24 protein-coding genes and 2 tRNA genes are annotated in these 21,721 nt (G+C 42.1%); 2 read left to right on the plus strand and 24 right to left on the minus strand.

What is annotated here, in order from left to right; all coding sequences use genetic code 11:
- Positions 1–43: 43 nt before the first annotated feature.
- Positions 44–1,213 (minus strand): SAP domain-containing protein, encoded by a 1,170-nt coding sequence (locus J0K78_RS06305; protein ID WP_206945847.1) that lies wholly within the window; start codon positions 1,211–1,213, stop codon positions 44–46.
- Positions 1,214–1,364: 151 nt separating this feature from the next.
- On the opposite strand from J0K78_RS06305, the gene J0K78_RS06310 reads away from it, so the two are divergent.
- Positions 1,365–2,906, plus strand: coding sequence for an RNA-directed DNA polymerase (locus tag J0K78_RS06310; protein WP_206945848.1), 1,542 nt, complete (start codon positions 1,365–1,367; stop codon positions 2,904–2,906).
- Between the two features lie 36 nt (positions 2,907–2,942).
- On the opposite strand, the gene J0K78_RS06315 is transcribed toward J0K78_RS06310, so the two are convergent.
- The 9 genes from J0K78_RS06315 to J0K78_RS06350 form a co-directional block, all read right to left on the minus strand.
- Entirely contained in the window at positions 2,943–3,566 is a 624-nt protein-coding gene (locus J0K78_RS06315) for a hypothetical protein (RefSeq protein WP_206945849.1), read from the minus strand.
- 46 nt (positions 3,567–3,612) lie between these two features.
- Positions 3,613–3,930, minus strand: a complete 318-nt coding sequence (locus tag J0K78_RS06320) for a hypothetical protein (protein WP_206945850.1) — start codon at positions 3,928–3,930, stop codon at positions 3,613–3,615.
- 263 nt (positions 3,931–4,193) lie between these two features.
- Positions 4,194–4,565 carry a hypothetical protein gene (locus J0K78_RS06325; RefSeq protein WP_206945851.1) on the minus strand — a complete coding sequence of 124 codons (372 nt, stop codon included), beginning with the start codon at positions 4,563–4,565 and terminating at the stop codon, positions 4,194–4,196.
- An 805-nt stretch (positions 4,566–5,370) separates the two neighbouring features.
- Positions 5,371–5,610 (minus strand): hypothetical protein, encoded by a 240-nt coding sequence (locus tag J0K78_RS06330; RefSeq protein WP_206945852.1) that lies wholly within the window; start codon positions 5,608–5,610, stop codon positions 5,371–5,373.
- The gene (locus tag J0K78_RS06335; protein ID WP_206945853.1) at positions 5,610–5,777 is read right to left on the minus strand and encodes a hypothetical protein; all 168 of its coding nucleotides are present in this window, start codon (positions 5,775–5,777) and stop codon (positions 5,610–5,612) included. Before J0K78_RS06335 ends, J0K78_RS06330 begins: the two co-directional genes overlap by 1 nt.
- Positions 5,778–5,815: 38 nt before the next feature.
- Entirely contained in the window at positions 5,816–5,950 is a 135-nt protein-coding gene (locus tag J0K78_RS20145) for a hypothetical protein (RefSeq protein WP_255534771.1), read from the minus strand.
- Between the two features lie 138 nt (positions 5,951–6,088).
- Positions 6,089–6,295 carry a hypothetical protein gene (locus J0K78_RS06340; RefSeq protein ID WP_206945854.1) on the minus strand — a complete coding sequence of 69 codons (207 nt, stop codon included), beginning with the start codon at positions 6,293–6,295 and terminating at the stop codon, positions 6,089–6,091.
- A gap of 317 nt (positions 6,296–6,612) precedes the next feature.
- Positions 6,613–7,176 carry a hypothetical protein gene (locus tag J0K78_RS06345; RefSeq protein ID WP_206945855.1) on the minus strand — a complete coding sequence of 188 codons (564 nt, stop codon included), beginning with the start codon at positions 7,174–7,176 and terminating at the stop codon, positions 6,613–6,615.
- 359 nt (positions 7,177–7,535) lie between these two features.
- Complete coding sequence (locus J0K78_RS06350; protein ID WP_206945856.1) at positions 7,536–8,027, minus strand: hypothetical protein; 492 nt, start codon at positions 8,025–8,027, stop codon at positions 7,536–7,538.
- 685 nt (positions 8,028–8,712) lie between these two features.
- Here J0K78_RS06350 and J0K78_RS06355 point away from each other — a divergent pair.
- Positions 8,713–9,279, plus strand: a complete 567-nt coding sequence (locus tag J0K78_RS06355) for a recombinase family protein (RefSeq protein ID WP_206945857.1) — start codon at positions 8,713–8,715, stop codon at positions 9,277–9,279.
- Between the two features lie 327 nt (positions 9,280–9,606).
- On the opposite strand, the gene J0K78_RS06360 is transcribed toward J0K78_RS06355, so the two are convergent.
- The 14 genes from J0K78_RS06360 to J0K78_RS06425 form a co-directional block, all read right to left on the minus strand.
- Complete coding sequence (locus J0K78_RS06360) at positions 9,607–10,908, minus strand: hypothetical protein (protein ID WP_206945858.1); 1,302 nt, start codon at positions 10,906–10,908, stop codon at positions 9,607–9,609.
- Between the two features lie 189 nt (positions 10,909–11,097).
- Positions 11,098–11,853: a helix-turn-helix domain-containing protein gene (locus tag J0K78_RS06365; protein ID WP_206945859.1), complete on the minus strand. Its 756-nt coding sequence runs from the start codon at positions 11,851–11,853 to the stop codon at positions 11,098–11,100.
- A gap of 194 nt (positions 11,854–12,047) precedes the next feature.
- A complete protein-coding gene (locus J0K78_RS06370; RefSeq protein WP_206945860.1) occupies positions 12,048–13,037 on the minus strand; it encodes a tyrosine-type recombinase/integrase in 990 nt (329 codons plus the stop codon).
- A gap of 76 nt (positions 13,038–13,113) precedes the next feature.
- A tRNA-Arg gene (locus J0K78_RS06375) sits at positions 13,114–13,187 on the minus strand.
- 33 nt (positions 13,188–13,220) lie between these two features.
- A tRNA-Gly gene (locus tag J0K78_RS06380) sits at positions 13,221–13,294 on the minus strand.
- A 145-nt stretch (positions 13,295–13,439) separates the two neighbouring features.
- A complete protein-coding gene (locus J0K78_RS06385) occupies positions 13,440–13,964 on the minus strand; it encodes a YfcE family phosphodiesterase (protein ID WP_206945861.1) in 525 nt (174 codons plus the stop codon).
- Positions 13,965–13,978: 14 nt separating this feature from the next.
- Positions 13,979–14,572: an XTP/dITP diphosphatase gene (locus J0K78_RS06390; RefSeq protein WP_206945862.1), complete on the minus strand. Its 594-nt coding sequence runs from the start codon at positions 14,570–14,572 to the stop codon at positions 13,979–13,981.
- On the minus strand, positions 14,573–15,331 hold the full coding sequence (gene rph / locus J0K78_RS06395) for a ribonuclease PH (protein ID WP_206945863.1): 759 nt from the start codon (positions 15,329–15,331) through the stop codon (positions 14,573–14,575).
- A gap of 140 nt (positions 15,332–15,471) precedes the next feature.
- The gene (locus J0K78_RS06400; RefSeq protein WP_206945864.1) at positions 15,472–16,575 is read right to left on the minus strand and encodes a GerMN domain-containing protein; all 1,104 of its coding nucleotides are present in this window, start codon (positions 16,573–16,575) and stop codon (positions 15,472–15,474) included.
- 232 nt (positions 16,576–16,807) lie between these two features.
- Positions 16,808–17,629, minus strand: coding sequence for a glutamate racemase (gene racE, locus J0K78_RS06405; RefSeq protein ID WP_206945865.1), 822 nt, complete (start codon positions 17,627–17,629; stop codon positions 16,808–16,810).
- Between the two features lie 21 nt (positions 17,630–17,650).
- Positions 17,651–18,088, minus strand: a complete 438-nt coding sequence (locus J0K78_RS06410; RefSeq protein WP_206945926.1) for a MarR family winged helix-turn-helix transcriptional regulator — start codon at positions 18,086–18,088, stop codon at positions 17,651–17,653.
- A gap of 202 nt (positions 18,089–18,290) precedes the next feature.
- Entirely contained in the window at positions 18,291–18,515 is a 225-nt protein-coding gene (locus J0K78_RS06415) for a helix-turn-helix domain-containing protein (protein ID WP_008635211.1), read from the minus strand.
- 94 nt (positions 18,516–18,609) lie between these two features.
- Positions 18,610–19,260: a response regulator transcription factor gene (locus J0K78_RS06420; protein ID WP_206945866.1), complete on the minus strand. Its 651-nt coding sequence runs from the start codon at positions 19,258–19,260 to the stop codon at positions 18,610–18,612.
- Positions 19,257–21,581, minus strand: coding sequence for a sensor histidine kinase (locus J0K78_RS06425; RefSeq protein ID WP_206945867.1), 2,325 nt, complete (start codon positions 21,579–21,581; stop codon positions 19,257–19,259). Before J0K78_RS06425 ends, J0K78_RS06420 begins: the two co-directional genes overlap by 4 nt.
- Positions 21,582–21,721 lie beyond the last annotated feature (140 nt).

Below are 21,721 nucleotides of genomic sequence, written 5' to 3' on the forward strand. Positions count from 1 at the left end.
CTCTTTTCTTCGAAAAAAAATCGAGGCTAAATAGCCCCGTGTATCATCGTCCGTATTTTTCGTCGTCTAGGTCGATAGGAAAACTTAACCCGTATTTGTTTCGGAACTCTGCTTCGCTCAGATCATTCGTTAAACGTTTGTATGCGCTCATCAGTAAATCCTTTACCTCTTCTTTATCGTCAGCTATCGAGAGCATGAGGCAACTGTAACATTCGTCTTCGGTTAGATAGTGAAACTCTAACTCTTGTCTAACTCGACTCCACGTATAATCGAAATGTTCACGAAGGCCAGATTCGTCCATTTCAAGTTTCTCCGATAACTGCTTCACGAAACGCCCCATAGGTTGAGGGATCATCGCATATTTCGGATGCTCTAAGTACCTACTGTTTTGTAAGCCGCTAGTATCGAAAATGAATACCCTTATATAATGAAATAACGCGGTTTCGTTCTTCTTCTCCCGTTCCAATTGCATCGCTTTGTTCAGAATAACGTTTCGCATTAAGCCGTATTTCCGTTTTTCTGCGTAATCCATGTACGCTTGCTGAAACAAAGCCCACGAAATATCCCCGTTACCAGGATTATAATCGAGCTTCTTAACGTGACGGATAGCGTTCGGTACGTTATAAACGCCATCTTTCGAATCATTGTGGTGAGCCGGAACGATATAGTAGTATTCTTCGAGCGTCTTACGGCCCTTTTCCGTTATTTTCATCGTTAAGTTATCGCCAACCAACGATTTGATGTCAGAGTCCGAAAAGTTTTCCGCTATTCGCGCAATCAGATCGACCTTTTTACCGCTAACTTTCAGTCGCTTGGCTTTCAACGCCTCTTTTAACTCTGGAACTTTAAGCGATCCTAGCGACTCAACCGGTGAAGCTTCCGTAAGGTAGCCGTCCTTAACCAGCTTTTTCAACGACTTCTTCGGATTAATACCGTATGTCCCTTCGTAATATCCAGGGAACGTAGCGTTTTCGTTTTTCCCGGAAATCCAATCGATTAACAAGACTTCACCCGGTAATAATCCGTCAGAAAGTTTTTTCATGAGAATCGGGTCAATTTCGAAGTGCTTATCGTTGAAGATCTCCCTTGTTACCTCGGCACTAGTTTTTATAGATGGCTTTTTCGGTGGTTTCGAGGATGATTGCTTCTTAACGTCTAGTTTCGGTTGACTCGCTTCTTTGACCACCTTAATGAATGAATCGAAGAACCCCATACTGAATTTCCCCCTCCCTATTATGAAGTGAATTTTGGAGAATCAGCTGAACCCATTTTATTTAGATTTTCGATTTCATTTACATAAAAGGATAATTTCGACAATTATAGAATTAGTATAAGTGAGACATATAATTAAGGAGTTAGTCACTATGCCCAAAACATATTACAATTACATGAGTGAATTAACGGCAGATCAAGTTTATGAAGGACTTTTAGCACACGGCTTGTTTAATGATAAGTTGCCGCCGTTCTTATCTTCAAAACCATTTTATGATTACTGCCAGCAACACACCCCTTCTTTTAATATGACACAAGAAGCCCGGCCCTTTATTTATTATGAAAACATGAGAAACATTAATATACCTCGCCCATTAGGTATACCGAACCCTATTCTTTATCAGAAGTTATGTTTTAATATAAAGGAAAATTGGAATAACATATTAAATCACTTTAGAAATACCACATCGAATCAAGACTATAAAAAAAGTCGCATCCATATTAGAAAGTTAAAGGACAATCGGAATATTTTTGAAATGAATTACAAGAACCACAAGATTGATAAGCCTCCAGAACCTGAACTATTAATAGGAAACAGATACTTAGTAAAAGCTGACATTGCTACATGCTTCCACAGTATATATACGCATTCTTTATCTTGGGCATTAGTCGGTAAAGAAACTGCAAAAGATAATAAAAGCGATGATAGTAAATGGTATAACAAGCTTGACTTCCATACAAGAAACACCACAAATGGAGAAACACATGGCTTACTAATAGGACCAACTACCTCAAATTTGTTATCTGAGATAATTTTAACATCTATTGACTTTGAGTTAAGTAAAAAAGATTGGAAATACGTTAGAAATATAGATGACTATACAGCGTATGTTTCAAGTTATGAGGAAGGGCAAGAGTTTTTAAATGACTTATCAGTTAACCTTAGAAATTATAAATTAATGTTAAACCACCAAAAAACTCAGATCAGCCCTCTACCTCTCGCCTCTACTGAACATTGGGTTAGAAAACTAAATACATATTTGATATTCCATAATGATAAATCAATAAATTACAAAGAAATTAATGCTTTTATGGATCTAACAATACAACTAATGTCTAATAATAATATGAATTCAGCAATTATTAACTACGCTATCAAACTTTTATCAGTTAAAGAATTAACTCCCAATGCGCGTGATTATTTCATAAAGACTTTATTTCACTTAGCTATTATATACCCGTATATATTAACGCTATTACAAGAATACGTATTTGAAAAATTTGAAGTAACAAACCGCAGAATAAAGGAATTTTCCAATTTAATTTATAAAGAAGGTTTTAGATTTAATAATTATGAAGCTGTTTCGTATGCATTGTATTATTCTTTACATTACGATTTTGAAATTGACCACATCCACTTCCAATCAATAAGAGACAGTAACCATTGCATAGCTATGTTACTAGCGAGTTTATATGCAAAAAAATATAACATAAATTCTGAGTTTAACAAATTCAAGAGACATGCCAGAAAAATCGATAACTACCCAGATGAATTTAATCAGTATTGGCTTTTTGTATATGAGGTATTACCTAAGCATCATATAAGTGGTGATTGGAAAAAATTAAAAGAAAAAAATGTAACCTTCATTAAATATGAAGAGTTATCTTTAGACCCGATATATATGTACACATAAGAGTGGGATAATCACCCACTCCTATTGTTGTTAGATTTATCTTTTGTAACTTTTCTGATAATCACTGTAAGCTGTGTGAGTTAAACGTAGGCGACGAAAGGTAGAGTCTACCCCGGACAGCTTCGCCTGCTTCAAATCGTCCAGGTGCTCCGATTCCAGCGTTTGAAGGGCGCTGAATGTTCCGTTAATCTTTCGTAGTTCTTTCATAGAGAAGTCGTCGTCTCCGATCGCTTGCGCTACTTCCGGTAACTTCTGCTTAACTGCGTACAAGCCGCCCTCGTTGTCGAAGTGATCCATTTTGCTTTCGAACTTGCGGAAGGCTTTTCGTTTGTCAGCTTCGTTGTAAGCAAACGTTAGCTCCGCCTTTAAGTCCGTAACGAACTGATCTGCGAGGTCACGGTCTGTCGAGCTAACCCGAAAGGTACTTCGTGCTGCCTCCCGTTCCTGGTTCTCGATTGCAGCGTCAATTTCGTCCTTAAACTTATCGTTAATCTCGGCAACCTTCTTTTCGAGTTCCTTGCGTTTCTCTCCAATTTCGTAATTCAACACGTCTTGATCATGATAGTACGGATTCGCACTCGTTTCCATCTTCTGTACTTCGTTTCTAAACGCTTTGACTTCCTGACTCACCTGATTTTCGTATTGTTGCTTGATATCCATATAAAAACCTCTCCTTTAGTAGTAATTGTTTTTTAGTTTTAGCCGTTTACCTCATTCGTTTGTCTACCGTCTTCACCGTTGGCAGCTTGGCATCGGTGTATTCCGATTCAATTATTAAATCCTCGGCTTCTACGTATTGCTTAACGATGTCTCTCGCTAAGTGATACGTGTACATTTCCGACTGACTCGTTAGAAAGCTTGTTTCGAATACAAATTCCTCACGGCCCCTTTCGAGCACCTTAACGGTTAACTCTCGTTCATTACGGTTGACTCGATTAACGAGGATCTGAACGTGGACAACGCCGTCTCTCGAATCACCGGCGCTATCCTCAACGTGTCCTCGGTCTCTGCTGAATATATTCATCGTTTACCACCTGCCCTCTTCCGGTGATTTCTACGTTTCTTGAACCGTTTGTCCGTCTCAGTCGATGCTCGCGATCGCTTCGAGTACCTTATCTCGCTCTTTCTCGGCTTCTCCCACCGTTTGGAATCGGGTACTAGGTTATGCAGCTCGATGTCTGCGGCAAGGTTTGCGATCCATTTCGGCATAGTGTCGCTAACCTTCGCTTCCTGCTTTTGTCTACCCGGCATCCGGTTTTGTTTTACTCCGTTCTTTCTTCTCATGTTTCATCGCTCCATTTCGTTTAGTTGTTCGTGAATAGTCGAACCTCTTAATATAGCGTCTCTTGCCAGGTCCAACGGCTCCCCGAAGGCCTGCGGTTTAAAACGCTCGACTTTGCCGTAAATGTTTGGGTGATCCTTCCGCCACTGCGGCTTGTTCTGCATGACTGCCGTTCGAAGAATCGCCGTATCGTCCGTCTTAGTTAGCTGCTCGACTCGCTTTAATGCGCTGAGGTACGTGTCTCTATTGCTCAGCCGTTTATCGTAGTACAGCGAGTGAATCGCGATTGTTTCGCCGCCTTCAACGTATTCAACGATGCCTACGCCTGTACTTTCCGCCTGCCTGTCTACTACCGCTTTGAATCTTCTAGTCGTCATTCTCGAGTCACCCTCCGGTACAGATGCGTTAGCCCGTTAGCTTCGATAGCTTCCGGCGTTTGCTCGTGGAGGTTGTAAACGGTGACGTCCGAGGATTTCTCCCACGGCTCCACCGGCTCATGTTTCTTGCGTTCTGGTTTCGCTTCTATGCGTACATTTCGTAGCTTGTGTTTGTCGCTCATGCTATCGCCTCTCCGATTTCTCGTATAATGCTGCTATCATTCGTCCGTCCGGCTTGTAGACTTCGACCAACCTTTCGAGGTCTTCGTCACTCTCGAGCCTTTGAATAGTGCTCCGTCTATCCGTGTATATCCGACTCACCGCAGCACCTCAGTAAGCTCTCGGGCCGTAACGATAGCTCGAAGTTTACTCGTGAATCCGTTGGCGTCGAACTCTCTAGCATCAATTAAAGCGTCCGAGTTTAGAACCTTCGGGATCACTCGAGCATCCATCGTTTGAATGAGCCAACGTCCGTCTGAGAGTTCGTAAGTTACCGTGGGCTCGTCCTTGCGAACCGTTATCTCTCGGTTAAGCCGGTGCAAGAACTCCGCCATACTTAACTCGCCCTGTCGGTGTTGCTCCGTTAGGTTTCTCGCTTTCTTTATCGTGTTCATCGTTTTTAATAGCCCCTTTCGAAAAATGCGTGATTTTAGGGTCAACCCCTCGATTTTCATGACGTATATGACAGCCTGAGCCTAAAATATCGACCTGTGTGCGAATTAGTTGCGTTAAGTCGATAACTTGTTCATCCGTATTTTCTAATTTCGCCTGAGGCCTGTATTTTTCGCTGAGACTGTCATATCTGTCAATCGAGCTTTCTAGCCGTTACCCCGAAGAACCGTTCAGCTTTACGTCTTTCTTTTGCAGGTATCAAGTACAGATACGTCGCGTTGCGGTCGGACTGCTTGACACCCGCATCCCACGATCGCCCTACGTCCTTCCATGTCTTCGCTTTATTTGATCGCTTGATATTCCGAATCAGTGTTCTTTCGTCGGTGCTTCCGATAAGCTGCCGCTTATTCGAGTAGAAGAGATCGTTTGCCATTAAGAGAACCCTCCGGGCAGCATCCTGCGTAGCTGTCGATCACCAGGGCTTTCGTTTTGTTTCGCTTGCTCCGTTTCAATACGTTTAGTTCGCTCGTCCACTTCCGTCAACTTCCGATCCATCTCGTCTAGTCGGTCAATGATATGCTGATACAGTACTCTTTCCATCGATCAATCGCTCCCTCTCGTTTTGTTTGGTTAGTCGTTTACTTTCGTAGTTCTTCTTCGATTGCTTGTAACGTTGAGGTGATTTCTAACGGTGTGTGATGCCCGGCTTGTTTTAAAGCTGCCAACGCCTTCAGATATTCGATCAAGTCCGGCAGCTTGCGTTCTTCGTTCATTCGATCACTCCCTCGTTAAGTATGTGTGTGCCGGTTGCTGCTGCCCTCCGATTTCCTTTACCGTGCGAACGGGGGCTTGCGTTTGGTTTCTTACCGTGGTATGATCAATTTAAAAATGGCGGGAGTCCGCCGTCATGATTATTTTCCATCGAATACAAATAAGCCTCCGTTAAAAGGCTCTGCGAATACGATTTCCTGCTCGATTAATTCCTTCAACTCGCGATCATCGGCGGTTTCCGGGTCACCGCCAACCCATGTGACCCGATAACTCTCTACTAAGACGTTGATTTTCTGTGCTATCGCAAGTTCTAACGTTTCCCTCTGCGTCCTTAACGGCTGCTTCATAGCGATGACCGCCGGTTGAGTAGTTCCATCGTCTTCTTTACGTGCTCGATTTGCTCGAGACCGAACTCCTCGTTCACCTTACGTTCCAGGCTCCGACTTATCGGTAACTTATCCGTCTCAACCATCGCTAACAGCGTCCGCGACACCTTCAATCGTTCCGCCGCCTGGTGCTGCGTTAGTTGGTTCAATTGCCGTAGCATCTTGAATAGCTTCGAGTCCATTTCGACCCCCCTCCTCTTATACAAAATGTCAGTAATAGCCCTAAAAAAAAAGAATCAATCTTATTCCCTCTCATTTATGGATAATTTGTCGCAAGTTTAAAAACCGTAGCCGTTTTCGCTTGTCCTGCGTTTCCCGTTGCCTTCGCCGTAAATCTGATTCTGCGTATCCAGGTAGTCTAGCGTTTCCACTCCGTATGGCTTTTCGTATCGCTCAGCTTCGGCTAACATCGAGTCCTCGTTTGACCAATACGGATACTCGATCCAATAAACGTAGTCATCCTTTTTCGTTCGCTTACGTGGTTTCGGATTGATTAGCTCCTCGCGTTCTCGCTCTTTTCGCTTTTGTAGCTTCCGCCGCGCCTGTCTACAATCTTCGCAGCATGATTTTCGATTATTACGTAAGCTATCGTCACGCCATAAGTAACGGCAATAGTCACATCGTTTGACCCTGCGGTCTTCAATGCCGGGCAATTCTTCGTTTAATAGCTTAATGAGCGTCTCCCTCGCTTCCGGCGTTTTGCCCATGTCGCCTACAAACTGCCGCGCATACTCGACGGCTCCCTCGCCTGGCTGCCCGTAAAATATCACCTCCTGCGGGTTTTCCCCGTCTTCAATTTTCAATCGGTCTGTAATCGATAAACTATACTGATCTACTTTCATTCTTGCATTTCTCCTTTCGTTGAATCATGGTATCGGTTTGCTCGACCACACGGCCTAACGGTCTAACGGTCTAACGCACATTAACGTTCTAACGTTTACACTCGGTTTAACGGTCTAACGATCAATCGTGATGGTTTTCTTTCTCGAGCATGAACTTGTAAACGTATAAGACGTAGATATCGTTAATATGTTACTTACGCGAGTAAGTGACTGGTGCGAGGGACGAGCCCACTAATGTTTTGTTGCTATTTTTAACGTTGCTATTTTACCGTTGCTATTTTTACTGTACCTAAATAGGGATTTTGCATTGTTCCTTTATAGGAACGACGGTAAATTCCCTTTTCGGAACAACGGGGTTTTCACTTGATGATTCCGCTATAATCAGGGACCACTTTTTCCCCGTCTTCATTAACGATGTAGCCGTCTTCCGATATTTGCGGACAAAACGAAGGCTTATACCACAGATACCGGTTAGTCCCTTCGTAGTAATCGCGGACCTCGCTGAGTATCCCGTTTGCTTTCAATATTCTCGTAAGCTGTTTATGCCTTTTACGGTCGATCCCTGTCATTTCCGCAATGCGGTCCTGGCTCGGGAACGCATATCCGAACCGTCTGTTAAGGGATTCGTCAGCTCTATACCTATTTCCGTCAACGTACGACAACAAAGCAAAGTAAAACGGTATGATGTCACCCGCCTTAGACTTCGGCTTAATCTTCCTGACATCCGCTATGATTCTTGGAAACACCTTTCGTATTAACTCACGGTTGTACACTTCGTACCCCTCCGCATCCATCAATTGTTGTTTGTCGTGCGGTAAATCTTTTTCGCCTTTAACCATTTGTTTAGTCATATAAAAATGCCCCTTTTCTGTTTTGTATTTTATCTGCCCTCAGATACACTGTTCGCGATTCTTTTTTCAGCGGATTTCCCGAAAAATTCAGCTGACTCGTTTACCGTGTTACCCCTAAAACAACTCAAGCGCCTAACTCCGAAGAGCTAGACGCTTGTTTTGATAAATCGATATACGGTTGTATTTCGTTTGGTTATTACTCTATTCATTTTATGATCAACCCCTTGAATTACTTAGAGACGCACGGCGCACCTACCTCGCCCCACTCGATATATAAATAGTCCTGTGCCAACACACCTATACTCTATCACTCAACCCCCTGACACTTCTTCCGAGTCACCCCAGCAAATCGCTGTTATGACAAGGGTTCATCGGTCTTTATTACAATTTCATTACAATTCTAACCCCTCACCTTTTGGAATTTTGTCGCAATCTTCCGCAGACCCGGCGGGCACTATCATTGCTAATCCCCCCGGGGGCTGATTTTAACTATTTTGCGCTTAACCACTACCACTATCAAAATAACCGTCTATATAACGAAAGATAAATAGACGGTTGAAATACGATAAAATCCCTCGTCTATAAACCCGTACACACGTTTATAAACTCGTATACAATTCATCGTTGACTTCATTATACGTTTTATGTACGATTAAGATAGAGTTAAAAACGGAGGGATTAACGAATGAAAATAGGTTATGCTCGAGTTAGCACGAAGGATCAATCGTTGCAATTGCAGGAAGACGCTCTCAAAGAAGCCGGCGCCGAACGTACATACTCCGAAAAGGATAGTGGAGGGAATTGGGATAGAACGGAATTGAGTCGGTGTCTCGACGCCTTACGTCCTGGTGATACTCTAATCGTTTATAAACTCGATCGACTCGCTAGATCACAAAAACAACTCCAGGACATTGCATATACGTTAGAAGAAAATGATGTAGAACTCGTAAGTCTGCGTGAAAAGCTAGATACCAGAACACCGATGGGAAAGGCTATGTTTGGCATGATTGGCGTTATGGCCGAGTTAGAACGTGATATGATACGTGAAAGAACAACCGCAGGGTTAAAGGCAGCTCGTGCGAGAGGACGTAGAGGCGGGCGACCTAAAGCCGATCCACAAAAGGTCAGCCAGGCGCTCGAACTATACGATGAAGGCACGCTCACAGTACCGGAGATAACAAAAGAAACGGGGATAAGCAAAGCGTTGATCTACAAGGAACTGAATAAACGCAAAGGAAAGGCCGAGGCTTAACCTCGGCTTTTTAACGTGAGTTCGACCGGGTTACCCCTTAATATTTCAGAGGTGCACGCCTGGTGAACGCCGTGTCCGGCATATACGCATGGGGAACGCAGTCTCATATGCCATATCCATATATGTGTAACCTCGTTCCCCTCTCATTTATTTTACCTACTCGGTTAGACATTGATATCACCGAGTTCCTTCCTATATAACGGTTTTCCCGTTCACCCACCGCCAATAATCCACCCTGAAACGATTACACATTTGCACGCTTCGTTACCTCACAAGTAATACTTTTCACAATACCTACTAAAAAACATACACAATTTAACCACTATCTTATTCTGTTGATTCTTCTTCTAGTAATGGAGAAGCTAAATCAACTTCCATTTCACTAATAAAGTCTTCAAACTCTTTCCTGAAATCGACATTACTTTGCCAAAACCTAATGAAGGCATTTTTAAACCTGCCAAACATCATACTTTGTATTAAAGTATTTATTTCTGAAACCACTAGTTTATCTAACTTTTGATTTTCCAAATAGAAAAGTATAGCTTCTGTATTTTTATTAGCAAAATCAAAACCGCCATACGGCTTATTCATTTTTTCGCTTTCAAATAAACTTTTCCTTAACTCTTTGAAATAGCCTGCTTTCTCCAATTCGGTGACTTGTTCAGAAGTGATATCAGCATTGCTGAATGCTAAACTGGCAATAAATGAACCTAACTCATCTTCGGGTATTACATATTTAATTAAGTTTACTACTACTTCCCAATATGTATTTAACATATTATATCCTCTATAACCTTTTTTCCAAAAAGGCCTAATTAAAGCACTATCAGCATATTTATATATATTACTAGGAAATGTAAATGCAAAAACTTCAAAAATATATTCGTCTGATATGACAAATTTGTCGAACCCGCTTCGCAGAACTGGTTTATCTGAAAAAGCTATTTGTTTCCAAAAGACCGGAAAGTTATCTGTCGGTTGATCAATTTCAAATTCAATAACTGTCTTTTCACGAAAAATTTCAAACATATCACCTAGTAAATTCGGTACATCACTTTCATTTACTACATATGGAATCTCATTAACAATATAACTAGGGTTTGTTTGAGGAGGTGTGTATCGACTATCAAAGAACCTATTCAATTTATTTAAAATAGCACTCTTACCACCGTTTATTACAAATTTAGAAAGATGGGATTCTAAGAACAACCAAAATGATTCAACATGAGGGGCACTGATAATAGCATCTTTTGCATGGGCACATTCGTTTCTCTTCTGCCTCCAGTAAGCAACCTCCCTTTGCAAATCCCCGTTCACTAAATATACCGCACTCTTATCCGAATCGCCGACTTTAACTTGAGTCGTATTAAACACTGTTTGATCCCACTCTTTATCACTATCTATCTTCTTCATAAATTTTTTCCACGTATTCTCTTTAACTTCAGCTGGTTTAGACTTACTGGATTTTTCTAACCTTGACTTAAGTGTATGCAAAAATGAAAGATAGGATAATAGAAGTGAGGCTTTATAGGCTCCCACCTTATAACATAGTATTCCTTCTTGAATAAGTTCTTCTGATTTCTTTGGAAGTTCGTATTCATCTAGCCATTTCTCAACTTGCAGTTTCAATTAGAACCTCTCCTTAGGGACTGTGAATAAAACACAAAGAAAAATTAATGGAAGTATTCACTTCACTTTAATTTGGAATATATTAATAGTTTAAATTTATCATAATACTTTCTTTGAGAACAGAAGGATTCTTTATGAAGTCAATCTCCAGCTTTAAATACTGTTGTAGATAAAATAATCAATATTAGATTAGGTATCAAATACAATCATACTTTTAAAGAAAATACGCCTGCTAACCTTGCGCCAAGCCGAATATAAATAGCCGTATAAATCTCGAACTTTCCCGTTCTTATATCGCCTCATCACGGCATAAAACGCATTTATATATTCTTCGTGATCCTCTGAGTTAATGTCGCGATCAATAGTTGCCTTTGCTCTGTACAGCGTTCCAATCGTTTTATATAGATCATCTGCGTTAAAAAACGGAGATAGCGCGTCATATAGCTTCTTGGGAATTGAGTTTTTAAGCGATACAGGGTGATTCAAAGGTTTCGAGTCAGTATCGAATGTATTACTAGATATAGAGCGGTTATGTATTGTTTCTTTTGGCGGTTTTCCGACCTTTCCCTTGTCCTCCCGTGCTTTCTCGGTGACTTCGCGGTCTGACAAACGGGCTGTCACAAACGGCTGAATTACGATAATATTCGCCCCTGATCCCCCAGATTTTATACGGATGGTAGAAATACGTTCGATGATACCGAGTTCCTCGAGTTTGCTTAGAGTCCGTTGGATCGTCCGAACAGATTTTTGTACACCTTCCGCAATTGTATTCGCTTTTAGGTGTGCTGCACCCGAATACTTTACGGAGTACCTAGAAATAAAACGAAGTATTTCCCGGTTGCTCACTGTTAATACGTCATGGTTAGCAAGCTCATGTTGCTTAATGTGGTAGTTTAGTTCTTGCGTCGAATCGAACGTCTTATAGTCGTCTAAATATATCGTCATTCTAATGTGCCTCCCCGAGTGAGACGCAAAAACCGAACGTACGTTTGGTTAGATGGACACACTTATCCAATTTGACAATTTCCCGTTTTTTCGATATACTTTATGTAGGCTAACGGTGCATATCGTCGACGTGTGGCAAGTCCATACTCCCGGCGGTTGCGCCTTTTTTTGTGTACAAAATTGTTTACATACGGTTATAAATAGTTTCGCAGGCTTTCGGCTACCTCTCGCTTGTCTAAATGCAAGTAGCGTGTCGTTACGGCTATGTCACTATGGCCGAGTGCCTTCGAGATCAGGGCAACATTCGCCCCCTTGTCCAACAGCTTCTTCGCAAATCCCCGTCGGAGTGCGTGAGGACTGATGTTGTTCAAATCATAATCCTTCGAATACCGCGCTAGTCGTTTTGTGATATTGTTATTTGTCGGACTAGTAACGACCTTCTGACCGTTCTTCGTGATAAATAAGAGATCATTGTTCGTTTTACTTTCCTTACGGATTAACTTGTTTTGCTCGAGCAGTACCGGCAACAATTTCTTTAACGTACCGTCGAATGGAAGGTAAATCGATTGGTGATTCTTTAATATCCCACCGTCTAACTCCAGGGTCTGCGACTCGAAATCGACGTGTTTTTCTCTTAGCTGCGCAAGAGTTCCGACTCTCACTCCCGTTTGATACATAATAAGGACGGCTACTGCGTCTCTCAGCTGCACAAACTTCGTGAGATCCAATAGCGAGAGAAGTACACCTATCTCTCTGTCAGTTGCGCCCTCTTTGACAGGGCTATCGACTTTTATACGGATATTTCGCCAGTAATTGGACGTAATCCACCCGTGGTCAAAACAACGGCTTAGAAACGCTTTGAGACACTTTAATCTGGTTAATTTCGTTTGGTTGCTTACGTTCATAGAAGAGAGCCACTCGTAAATGTGGTTGGCGGTTACTTCGCTGAGGTTGGATACCTCGATTACTTTAGCGAAGTGCGTAATGTGGCGTTCGTAGTCATCTAGCGTTCTTTGACGGAGACCGGACGCCTCCATTTGCCGCAGAACAGACTTTAACGCTTGTATGATGGTTAACTCGTGGTTACGTGAGGGTTGCGTGGTTGTCCGTTCCACCTCGGGGTAGACGAACTTTAGATCGGATAAATCTTGACGGACATGTAACGAATCCTTTCGTTTGGTCATAGAAAAAGCCTCCTAATACGTTAGGTTGACCGGTTCATCGACCGTATCATCCAACGCATTAGAAGGCGTTTATCAGCGTCCCAGGAGAGATTCGAACTCCCGACCCACAGCTTAGAAGGCTGTTGCTCTATCCAGCTGAGCTACTGGGACATACTCATTAAGTTTTAAGTTAGAAATATGTAATGGAGCGGGTGAAGGGAATCGAACCCTCGTCATCAGCTTGGAAGGCTGAGGTTTTACCATTAAACTACACCCGCATCGTTAAGAATTTACTGCTTTATATTCTAGTTGTCTTATAAATTAGCTTGTTGTGAAAACAATTTTTTGTTGCCGTCTTGTGAAGCGGACAAGAACTATTATATTAAGAATACGGAAAAATGTCAACAGGATGCAGCAAAGAATTTAATTCTTCGCTGCAATTGCTGTTGTCATTTGTAAATCAGGCATTGGTTCCCCGTTCACATGATAAAATTGCAAGTGGGCGTCACTTACATCGTTCCATTCTAAAATTGCATACGTCGGCTCTTCTCGATCTCTCGGGAGCCTTGCACTTCCAGGATTGATGAAAAGTGTGTCGTCAACTTTTTCGGCTCCTGCAATATGGGAATGACCGAAGCACGCGACTTGGGCTCCAACTTCTTCTGCACGGTACGAGAGGGGCATTAAGGTTGACTTAATTTGATGCAAATGTCCGTGAGTGACCAAGAAGGTTACATCTCCTACTTTAAGGGTTTGTTCTTCTCTCATTTCTGGTTCAAAATCACAATTACCTTTCGCATAAGTAAAACCTTCCAGCTCTTTAGAACCATAAGCGAGTTCCGAATCTCCACAATGAATCATGGCATCAACGTCATGGTGTCGATCTTTGATTTCCATCACTTCGTTTTTTAAACCGTGGGTATCACTTAGAATTAAAACTTTCGGCATACGACTCACCTCGATTAGCTTTGAGTTTTCAACCACTCTTCAATTTGTTTGATGGCGTGATGTCGGTGACTGATTGCGTTCTTTTCTTCGGAGGAATGCTCTGCCATTGTACGGGAAGACCCTTCTGGAATAAATACAGGATCATAACCGAAACCATTTGTACCTTGTGGTTCAACTGCAATTGTACCTTCACACGTTCCTCTTCTGACAAAAGTGACTTCTCCAGGCCTCGCAACCGCTACGGCACACACAAACCGAGCTGTCCGTTTTTCTTCGGGTACATCATGGAGCTCTTTTAAAAGTTTTTTTGTATTTTCCGCGTCATCTTTTTCTATTCCTGCATAGCGGGCGGAGTAAACACCCGGTTCCCCATTCAATGCATCGACTTCCAATCCGGAATCGTCAGCCACGACAGGAACTTCAAAATGTTCGGCCATAGCTTCCGCTTTTATGATCGCATTTTCTTCAAATGTTGAACCTGTTTCTTCTATGTCTATGGAACGATCAATATCTAACAAGGATTTTACAGAAATACCGTATTTGGAAAACATTTCTCGAAATTCATCCACTTTACCTGGATTTTTGGTCGCCACGATCATTTCCTTCATTTACTTAGCCGCCTCCGCTTTTGTACGGATGACGTCTGACCATTCACCGATGGCTTCTTCCTGGAGTTTGATGAGATCTGCAACGCCTTCCTCAGCAAGAGACAACATCTTGTTCAGCTGCTGCATAGAGAATGTTGCTTCTTCTCCAGTTCCCTGCAACTCAACAAATTCACCTTTGCCAGTCATGATGACGTTCATATCCACCTGTGCTTTGCTGTCTTCTTCGTAGCAAAGATCTAGAATTTCATTCCCATCAGGCAGCACACCTACAGAAATAGCAGTCAAGAAATCTGTAATCGGCAGCTCTTTAATTGTTTTTTTATTTACTAATTTGCCTAGTGCAATGACGACGGCAACAAATGCCCCCGTAATGGAAGCTGTACGTGTTCCGCCATCAGCCTGGATGACATCACAATCGACCCAAATCGTGCGTTCGCCAATTTTATCTAAATCTACAACCGCACGAAGGGAACGCCCGATTAAACGTTGAATTTCCATCGTCCGCCCGGAAACTTTCCCTTTTGACGACTCACGGATATTCCTTTGTTCTGTTGCCCTAGGCAGCATCGCATATTCAGCTGTAATCCAGCCCTTTCCTTGTCCACGTAAAAAAGGAGGTACACGATCCTCTACGCTGGCATTACAAATGACTTTCGTATCTCCAAAACTAATCAGCACGGACCCTTCTGGATGCTTCACATAATCCGTTTCGATTGTTACTTTTCTTAGTTCGTTGACTTCCCGATGATCATTCCTCATCAGTAACGACCTCCTTTTACCTACACCATTATCCTTGCCCATCTTAACACAAATTACATGCGTGAGGTAGTTAAAGCTCAAATGGAAAAGCGCCTCAAAAGCTTTTCACTTTTGAAGCGCCTGGTTACTAGACGTTGTGACTACATGGCTTCTGCACCATTGATATCCTGCCGTGTCACAGGCTCAGCCAATGGCTCTCCTGCTTCATTGAACACTTGTTCGGTTCCATCTACATGAACTTCCACTGATTCAATATCCGTTTGATCGGTAAGGCTCATGACAAGACTCGCTAACGCAGCATCGGATAAAGAGGGTTGCTCGTCCACACTCGTCAATATATTTTCATTGAATGAAACCGTAAGGACACCATTTTCAAGTTTAGACTTGACCAATTCTGCTCCTTCATTGAAAGGGTTCATCAGTGCACTTCCGAGTTCAGGCCCTTCCAATAACGCCTGTACCATGGCGGTATATTCGTCACTTTCTTTAGCTACACGAGTGGTCACCGGAACTTGATAAACCTGTTCCCCATTTTGGGCTGGGAAATAAACCGTGACCGCTTCACTGTTCATAATGTCTGTGTTGTTCCCAACACTGTGGTTGATCCCGTCAGCACGGGAGACCCCTTTAGAGATCGGGGTCCCGTCGACAGGCATGACTTGCTGCTCGTGACCGTTGATCCAAAGTTTAATTCGTTTCACATTTTCGAACTGAGTCAGAGTATAAGTCATGGCTTGTAAAATTTTCTCTTCATCTTCAGCCGCGTAATTTTTGAAGTCTTCCGATACGTCTACCACAAGCGTTCCATCCTCTTTGGCGTTCACTCCGAGAATTTCTGTTCCAGCAGGAAGGACCGCTTCAAAACCATTTGGCAGTAAGTTGGTTACAGGCCCGTCTTTCACCATATACTCCAGTGCCTGTGTAGCCACCTCTTCTGATGCGGGCAGCTCTAAGGTCTGTGGGGCAACCATGCCGTTCGCGTCCAATAAATATACCTCACGAGCGACTGTGGCTGAAGAAGACTCCTCTTCAGTTCCTTCTCCTTCTTCCCCATCTGTATTTTCACCTTCTCCTTCAGGTTGAGGTTCATCACTACTCGGATCTGGCGTTGTTGTAACCGCCTCTTCTGGTGTATCCATTTTCTCTAATGATTGCTCTCCTTCAAAAAGGCAGCCTGAAAGTAACCCTGCACTCAACAGTAATATAACCGCGAGTATGAAGGGTTTGTAGCCGTAATTCTTCATAGTTTTCCCTCCTGAGATAGATTGTACTACCATATATACGAGCCCCTTGAGGGATTAGACCAGAAGATTTTATGAATGAAAATGAGATATTTATGTAAAAGAAGGAGTACGACGGAACATTCTTCACCTTTTAATCACACTTCAAATACAGCGACAGCCCAACAGTACATTTGGATGGCACCTGACTTACTGATCACGATTTCCTATCGGTTTGTAACAAAAAAGCTCTGCTTTAATAAGCAGAGCTCGGAACATGTTCAATTTGAACAGATTTAAGAATTTGTACAGGTTCGTCAAACCAGCTGTTTGCAACTAGTCGGAACTTTTCCATATCTCCCGTTGTATAAAATTCATGGGCTGGAGAGGCATTGTCTTTCTCTAACAACTTATGATAAGCAAGGATCAAACTAGCCTCCCTTGCTGTTTCTTCACCGGAACTAATGACTTGGATATGACTTCCCATCTCTTTTTGCACGAGATCTTTAATCAAGGGATAGTGAGTACATCCTAAGATAAGTGTGTCGATATGATTCATTTCTTTCAGAGGCTGTAGTGTGTTGGAAACGATCCCTTCAGCTCTCGGACCGGATAGAATCCCGTCTTCCACCATAGGTACAAAAGGCGGGCAAGCAAGACCATTGACACGGATGTTTTGATCGATAGCTACGAGTGCATTCGGATAGGCTTTACTTTCAATTGTTCCTTCGGTACCGATGACACCAATTCGTTTATTACGACTGAACTTAATTGCTGCACGGGCACCAGGTTCAATGACACCGATCACAGGGATATTCAGAGTTTCCTGAAGTTCTGTAAGCGTGTAAGCCGTGGCTGTATTACACGCGATTACTAACATTTTAATGTTTTTCTCTAATAAGAAATTAACCATCTGCCATGTGAATGCACGAACTTCCTCCTCTGAGCGAGGACCATACGGGCACCTCTTTGTATCGCCTAGATAAAGAAAAGTCTCTCTCGGTAATTGGCGCATCAATTCTCTTGCCACCGTCAAACCGCCCACGCCTGAATCTATGACTCCTATCGGTTGTTTCAATTCGCATCCCTCTTTTATATCTTAGTTGTCTGATTCTTTGTCTGTCTCTTTCATGTTTTCATGGAGAACGTGGAGTAAGCGGTTGAGTGTTTCTACATCCTCTTCCGGCACGCCCTTCAGAACTTCTTCGAGGTAATTCTGGCGTTTCTCAATCACCTCATGAATGATTTTTTCCCCCTTTTCCAAAACATGAATACGAACAACACGACGATCTTTAGGGTCGCGTACTCTCTCTACAAGCTCATTCTTTTCCATGCGGTCTACAAGGTCTGTTGTCGTGCTGCAAGCAAGGTGAATATAATTGGAGAGCTCTCCGATCGTCATGTCTCCCTTTTCTAAAAGCCACTGGAGAGCAACGAATTGTGGAGCTGTAATTGGATAATGATTTAAGATAACTCGTCCTCTTTGTTTAATAATTCCGGCTATGTATCTCAACTCTTTTTCTACATCAGCCATCATGGACGTCTGTTGTGATTTTGTCACATTCAGCACTCCTAACGAAAATACTTTATAAATTCCATTCTCATGGTTTGAGCAGAAAAATTCAAGGTCTAACTTCTCTTTATAAGAAAAACCCTTTCAGGTATGGCTGCGTTAAACGCTACCTTACCTGAAAGGACCCCCTCCATCTCAAAAGCAATGGTTTGCCGTTCTATGGAGATCACAATTCCAGTTCCCCCATACGCAGCAGTTCTACCACTGCCTGGGAACGTCCTTTCACCCCTAGCTTTTGCATTGCGTTCGAGATGTGATTCCGCACAGTTTTCTCTGAAATGAAGAGCTCTTTTGCGATCTCACGTGTCGTCTTATCCTGTACTAGAAGCTCGAAAACTTCTCGCTCCCGCTTGGTAAGAATTTGTGTTGGCCGATAGCCGTCCTCCTTCACAAGCGTACCCCTCCTTGTTGTCCCTGAGCTTATATGAGGGGAATTATTTAGTCTCTGTATCGTATGAACAGTGAGGTCGCCCTGTGCTACGCTTTCACGATTTAGACACAAGCCCGAGTTCTTGCGCTTTGAAGAGCGCCTCGGTTCGCGATCTTACATTCAGTTTATTAAAGATACCGGTCAACGTGTACTCCACACTTCTCTGCGACATGTGAAGGGTTTGTGCAATTTCTCTGTTTGTAAAACCAGACGCCACTTCTTGTAAGATGGACTGTTCTTTCTCATTCAATGAAAAGCCATTGCCTTTTTCTGTTTCAGAAGGCGTGCTGACACTCGCCTCTGATCTTCTCAATTGTTTAAATAAATGCAAAGGAATGACGACTTCATCCCTGCATGCACAGCGAATCGCGGTTACCAGTTGCTCACTAGTCGCGGTTTTACTGACAAAACCATTAATGTCCGCTTCCACCAACATATTAAAATGGGTGTTCAAATCAAACCCTGTATAAATAAGCAGTTTGAGATCAGGATAAGATTTCCGTATTTTCTTCGCCAACTCAATCCCGTTTATTCCAGGCATGTATAAATCCAATAGAACGATATCATAATTCTTTTCGCTTAAGAGGGGCTCTACCTGTTCATTTTCATGAGTAACATCCACTTGCATGTCCCCTTCTTGCTCGAGCATCGATTTCGTGCCTGCTCCTACCGCAGGATGATCATCAACAATTAGCACATTCATCATACTTGGACCTCCCTTTTTATTTCGATCGGAAACGTAATCATCGTCTTAAATCCTTCGCCTGGTGAGGTTTCTATTTCAAGATGTCCATTTAAACCATTGACCCGTTGTTCAATTCCTGATAACCCAATATGCGAAAACAAATCACGTTGAACGGAATAGTCCATGCCTTTCCCATTATCGGAATATAAAAGCATGACATGATTCTCCTGGCTGGATAATGATAATTTTACGATTTTGGCATCAGAGTGTTTCATGGCATTTGTCAAAAGTTCCTGAACAACTCGGAAGATCGCTAAGATCCGCTCTTGATCCAATTCTGCATCAAAGCGTTCATCTGTAAAATAAACCGTGAAGTTCGAGCGAAGCTGATATTGATGAATTAAATTCTTTAAGGATTGAACAAGCCCCATCTCCTCAATGAATGCAGGACGCAGCTCATTACACGTCTCCCGAATCAAGTGAATACTGTCTAGGAGAGACTCTTTATAAACCATTAACTCTGCGTGGAGACTTGGAGTTAAATCATTCCTTTGTCTAATCAGATCATCCATCTTTCGATAAAGGTACAGTTGCTCTTGTAAGACGGTGTCATGCAAATCAATGGAAAGTTGTTTTCTTTGATTTTCAGCGATTGTGAACAACAACCTTGAAAGCCAGGTAGGATACTTTTGTGTTTGATCGCTTCTCAACTTGCGGAGTTCTTTTAATAGATCTTCAATCGTGTTCATATTTTGAATGGCGATGTTTGCATTATGGGAGATGGTTTGCAAATAGGTCTTCTCATCACGGTTTAAATTTGTGTAGTCTTTTTTCCCTTCACACCACATCATGGTCAGCTTTTCTAACGAGTAGCCTACAATGACCCCAAACCCTTTCTCCGTTTCAATCACTGATCCGATATCATAATGGTAATTGTTTAGATGCTCATCAAAATGGTCGATGATGTCCTTCGGGATTTGGTCATACACACAATACATATTGCGTTTGTTATGCTTGGAATAAATATAAATATCCCGAACATTCAGTACATTTTTCACTTCATCACGCATGACCTTCATTAAGTCGACTGCGTTGGATTGGTCTTTCATGTCCTGAGCCATTCGGTGCATGCTCTCCTGATAACCATAGCGAGCGGAAAACAAATAACGTTGAAGTTTGAAATCCAACACTTCTTTCACTGATAAGAATATGACAAATGAAGATTGGAACAACAGAAACATTTGAATATAACTGACGGCGAATAGATCTTCTTCAACCAGCCATCCAATGGTGAACATAAGAGCCAGACTGGGGATGACAGACAGGATCATATAGTACCGCACACGCGTCATGACAAAGTCAATATCAATCAATCTTTCCCTTGTTACCAAATACATGAAAGTAATTGGTAAAGCAATAAGGAACATAGCTCCCACTTCAAGTGAAATCACTTTCACTCCAAAAGCAAGGGCAGGAATCAGATAAAGAAAAATATAAGGAAAGAACGCAATCGTCATTCCTACAGCCATATATTTAAAAATAGGTCCCACAGCTGCATCTTTGTGAATAAACAACCCCCGGTATACGATATAAAAAGATACAATATACAAAACTAAAAGCAAGAAACCAGGGATTGGTTCAAAAACAGCTGGATAAGATTCAGTGATAAGGAAGCAGCCTTCAAGTAACGAAACAGCCCCAACAGTAATGTATAACAAGTAAACGATTTTTTTAGAGAACCAATAAATATTCAATTCCTGAAAGTAATTATATAAAAAATGAATTAAAATCACAGGTGCAAACAAAAACAAGCCAGTATTTAAAAACAAGCCATAGAGATTATCTCTTACTGCCCCACTATTACTTAAGTACCCAGTAGCAATTGCTAGGAAGAACAAAATTAACTGTTCCGCTGAATATCTTTTCGGGACCCGTTTATGAACCAAATAGGATATACCAAGGATAACTAAAAAGAAAAGAGCAGGCAGTACAATATATAACAACCAATGAATCGGACTTGAATTTTCAATATCAGTGTAGGCCGTTTCCTGACCATTGTGCTGTATGGAAAAGGAGTAAGCTCCCTCTAATTCATTGAACATAGAAACGGAACGATGCTCTTCTGGAGGGGCATTATTGATCGATTTGATTTCTCCTCCGAGCGGAACACTATGACGATCCCCCCAACTTCCTGTATGAACAGAAGTTACTACCCATTCTCCTTGCCTTTCCTTCACATCAATACCAAGATATGGTTGTGTGATGGATAATACGATCATATAACAAGCGGATAGGACGAAAAAGGATAGGACCAGCCACTGTGACCATTTGAAATTAAGCATATAAATCCACCTTCGTACATTATTCAACCAAGTCTATTATACTACGGAACTTACAGCCTACAACCCATAGTCTTATCACCAAAATGTTATTAAGCTAAATGGCAGGATTGTGTAAGACTCAGTTTCGAGACTTTCCGGGG

Source organism: Halobacillus sp. GSS1 (assembly GCF_017307035.1).
GTDB lineage: Bacteria > Bacillota > Bacilli > Bacillales > Halobacillaceae > Halobacillus > Halobacillus litoralis.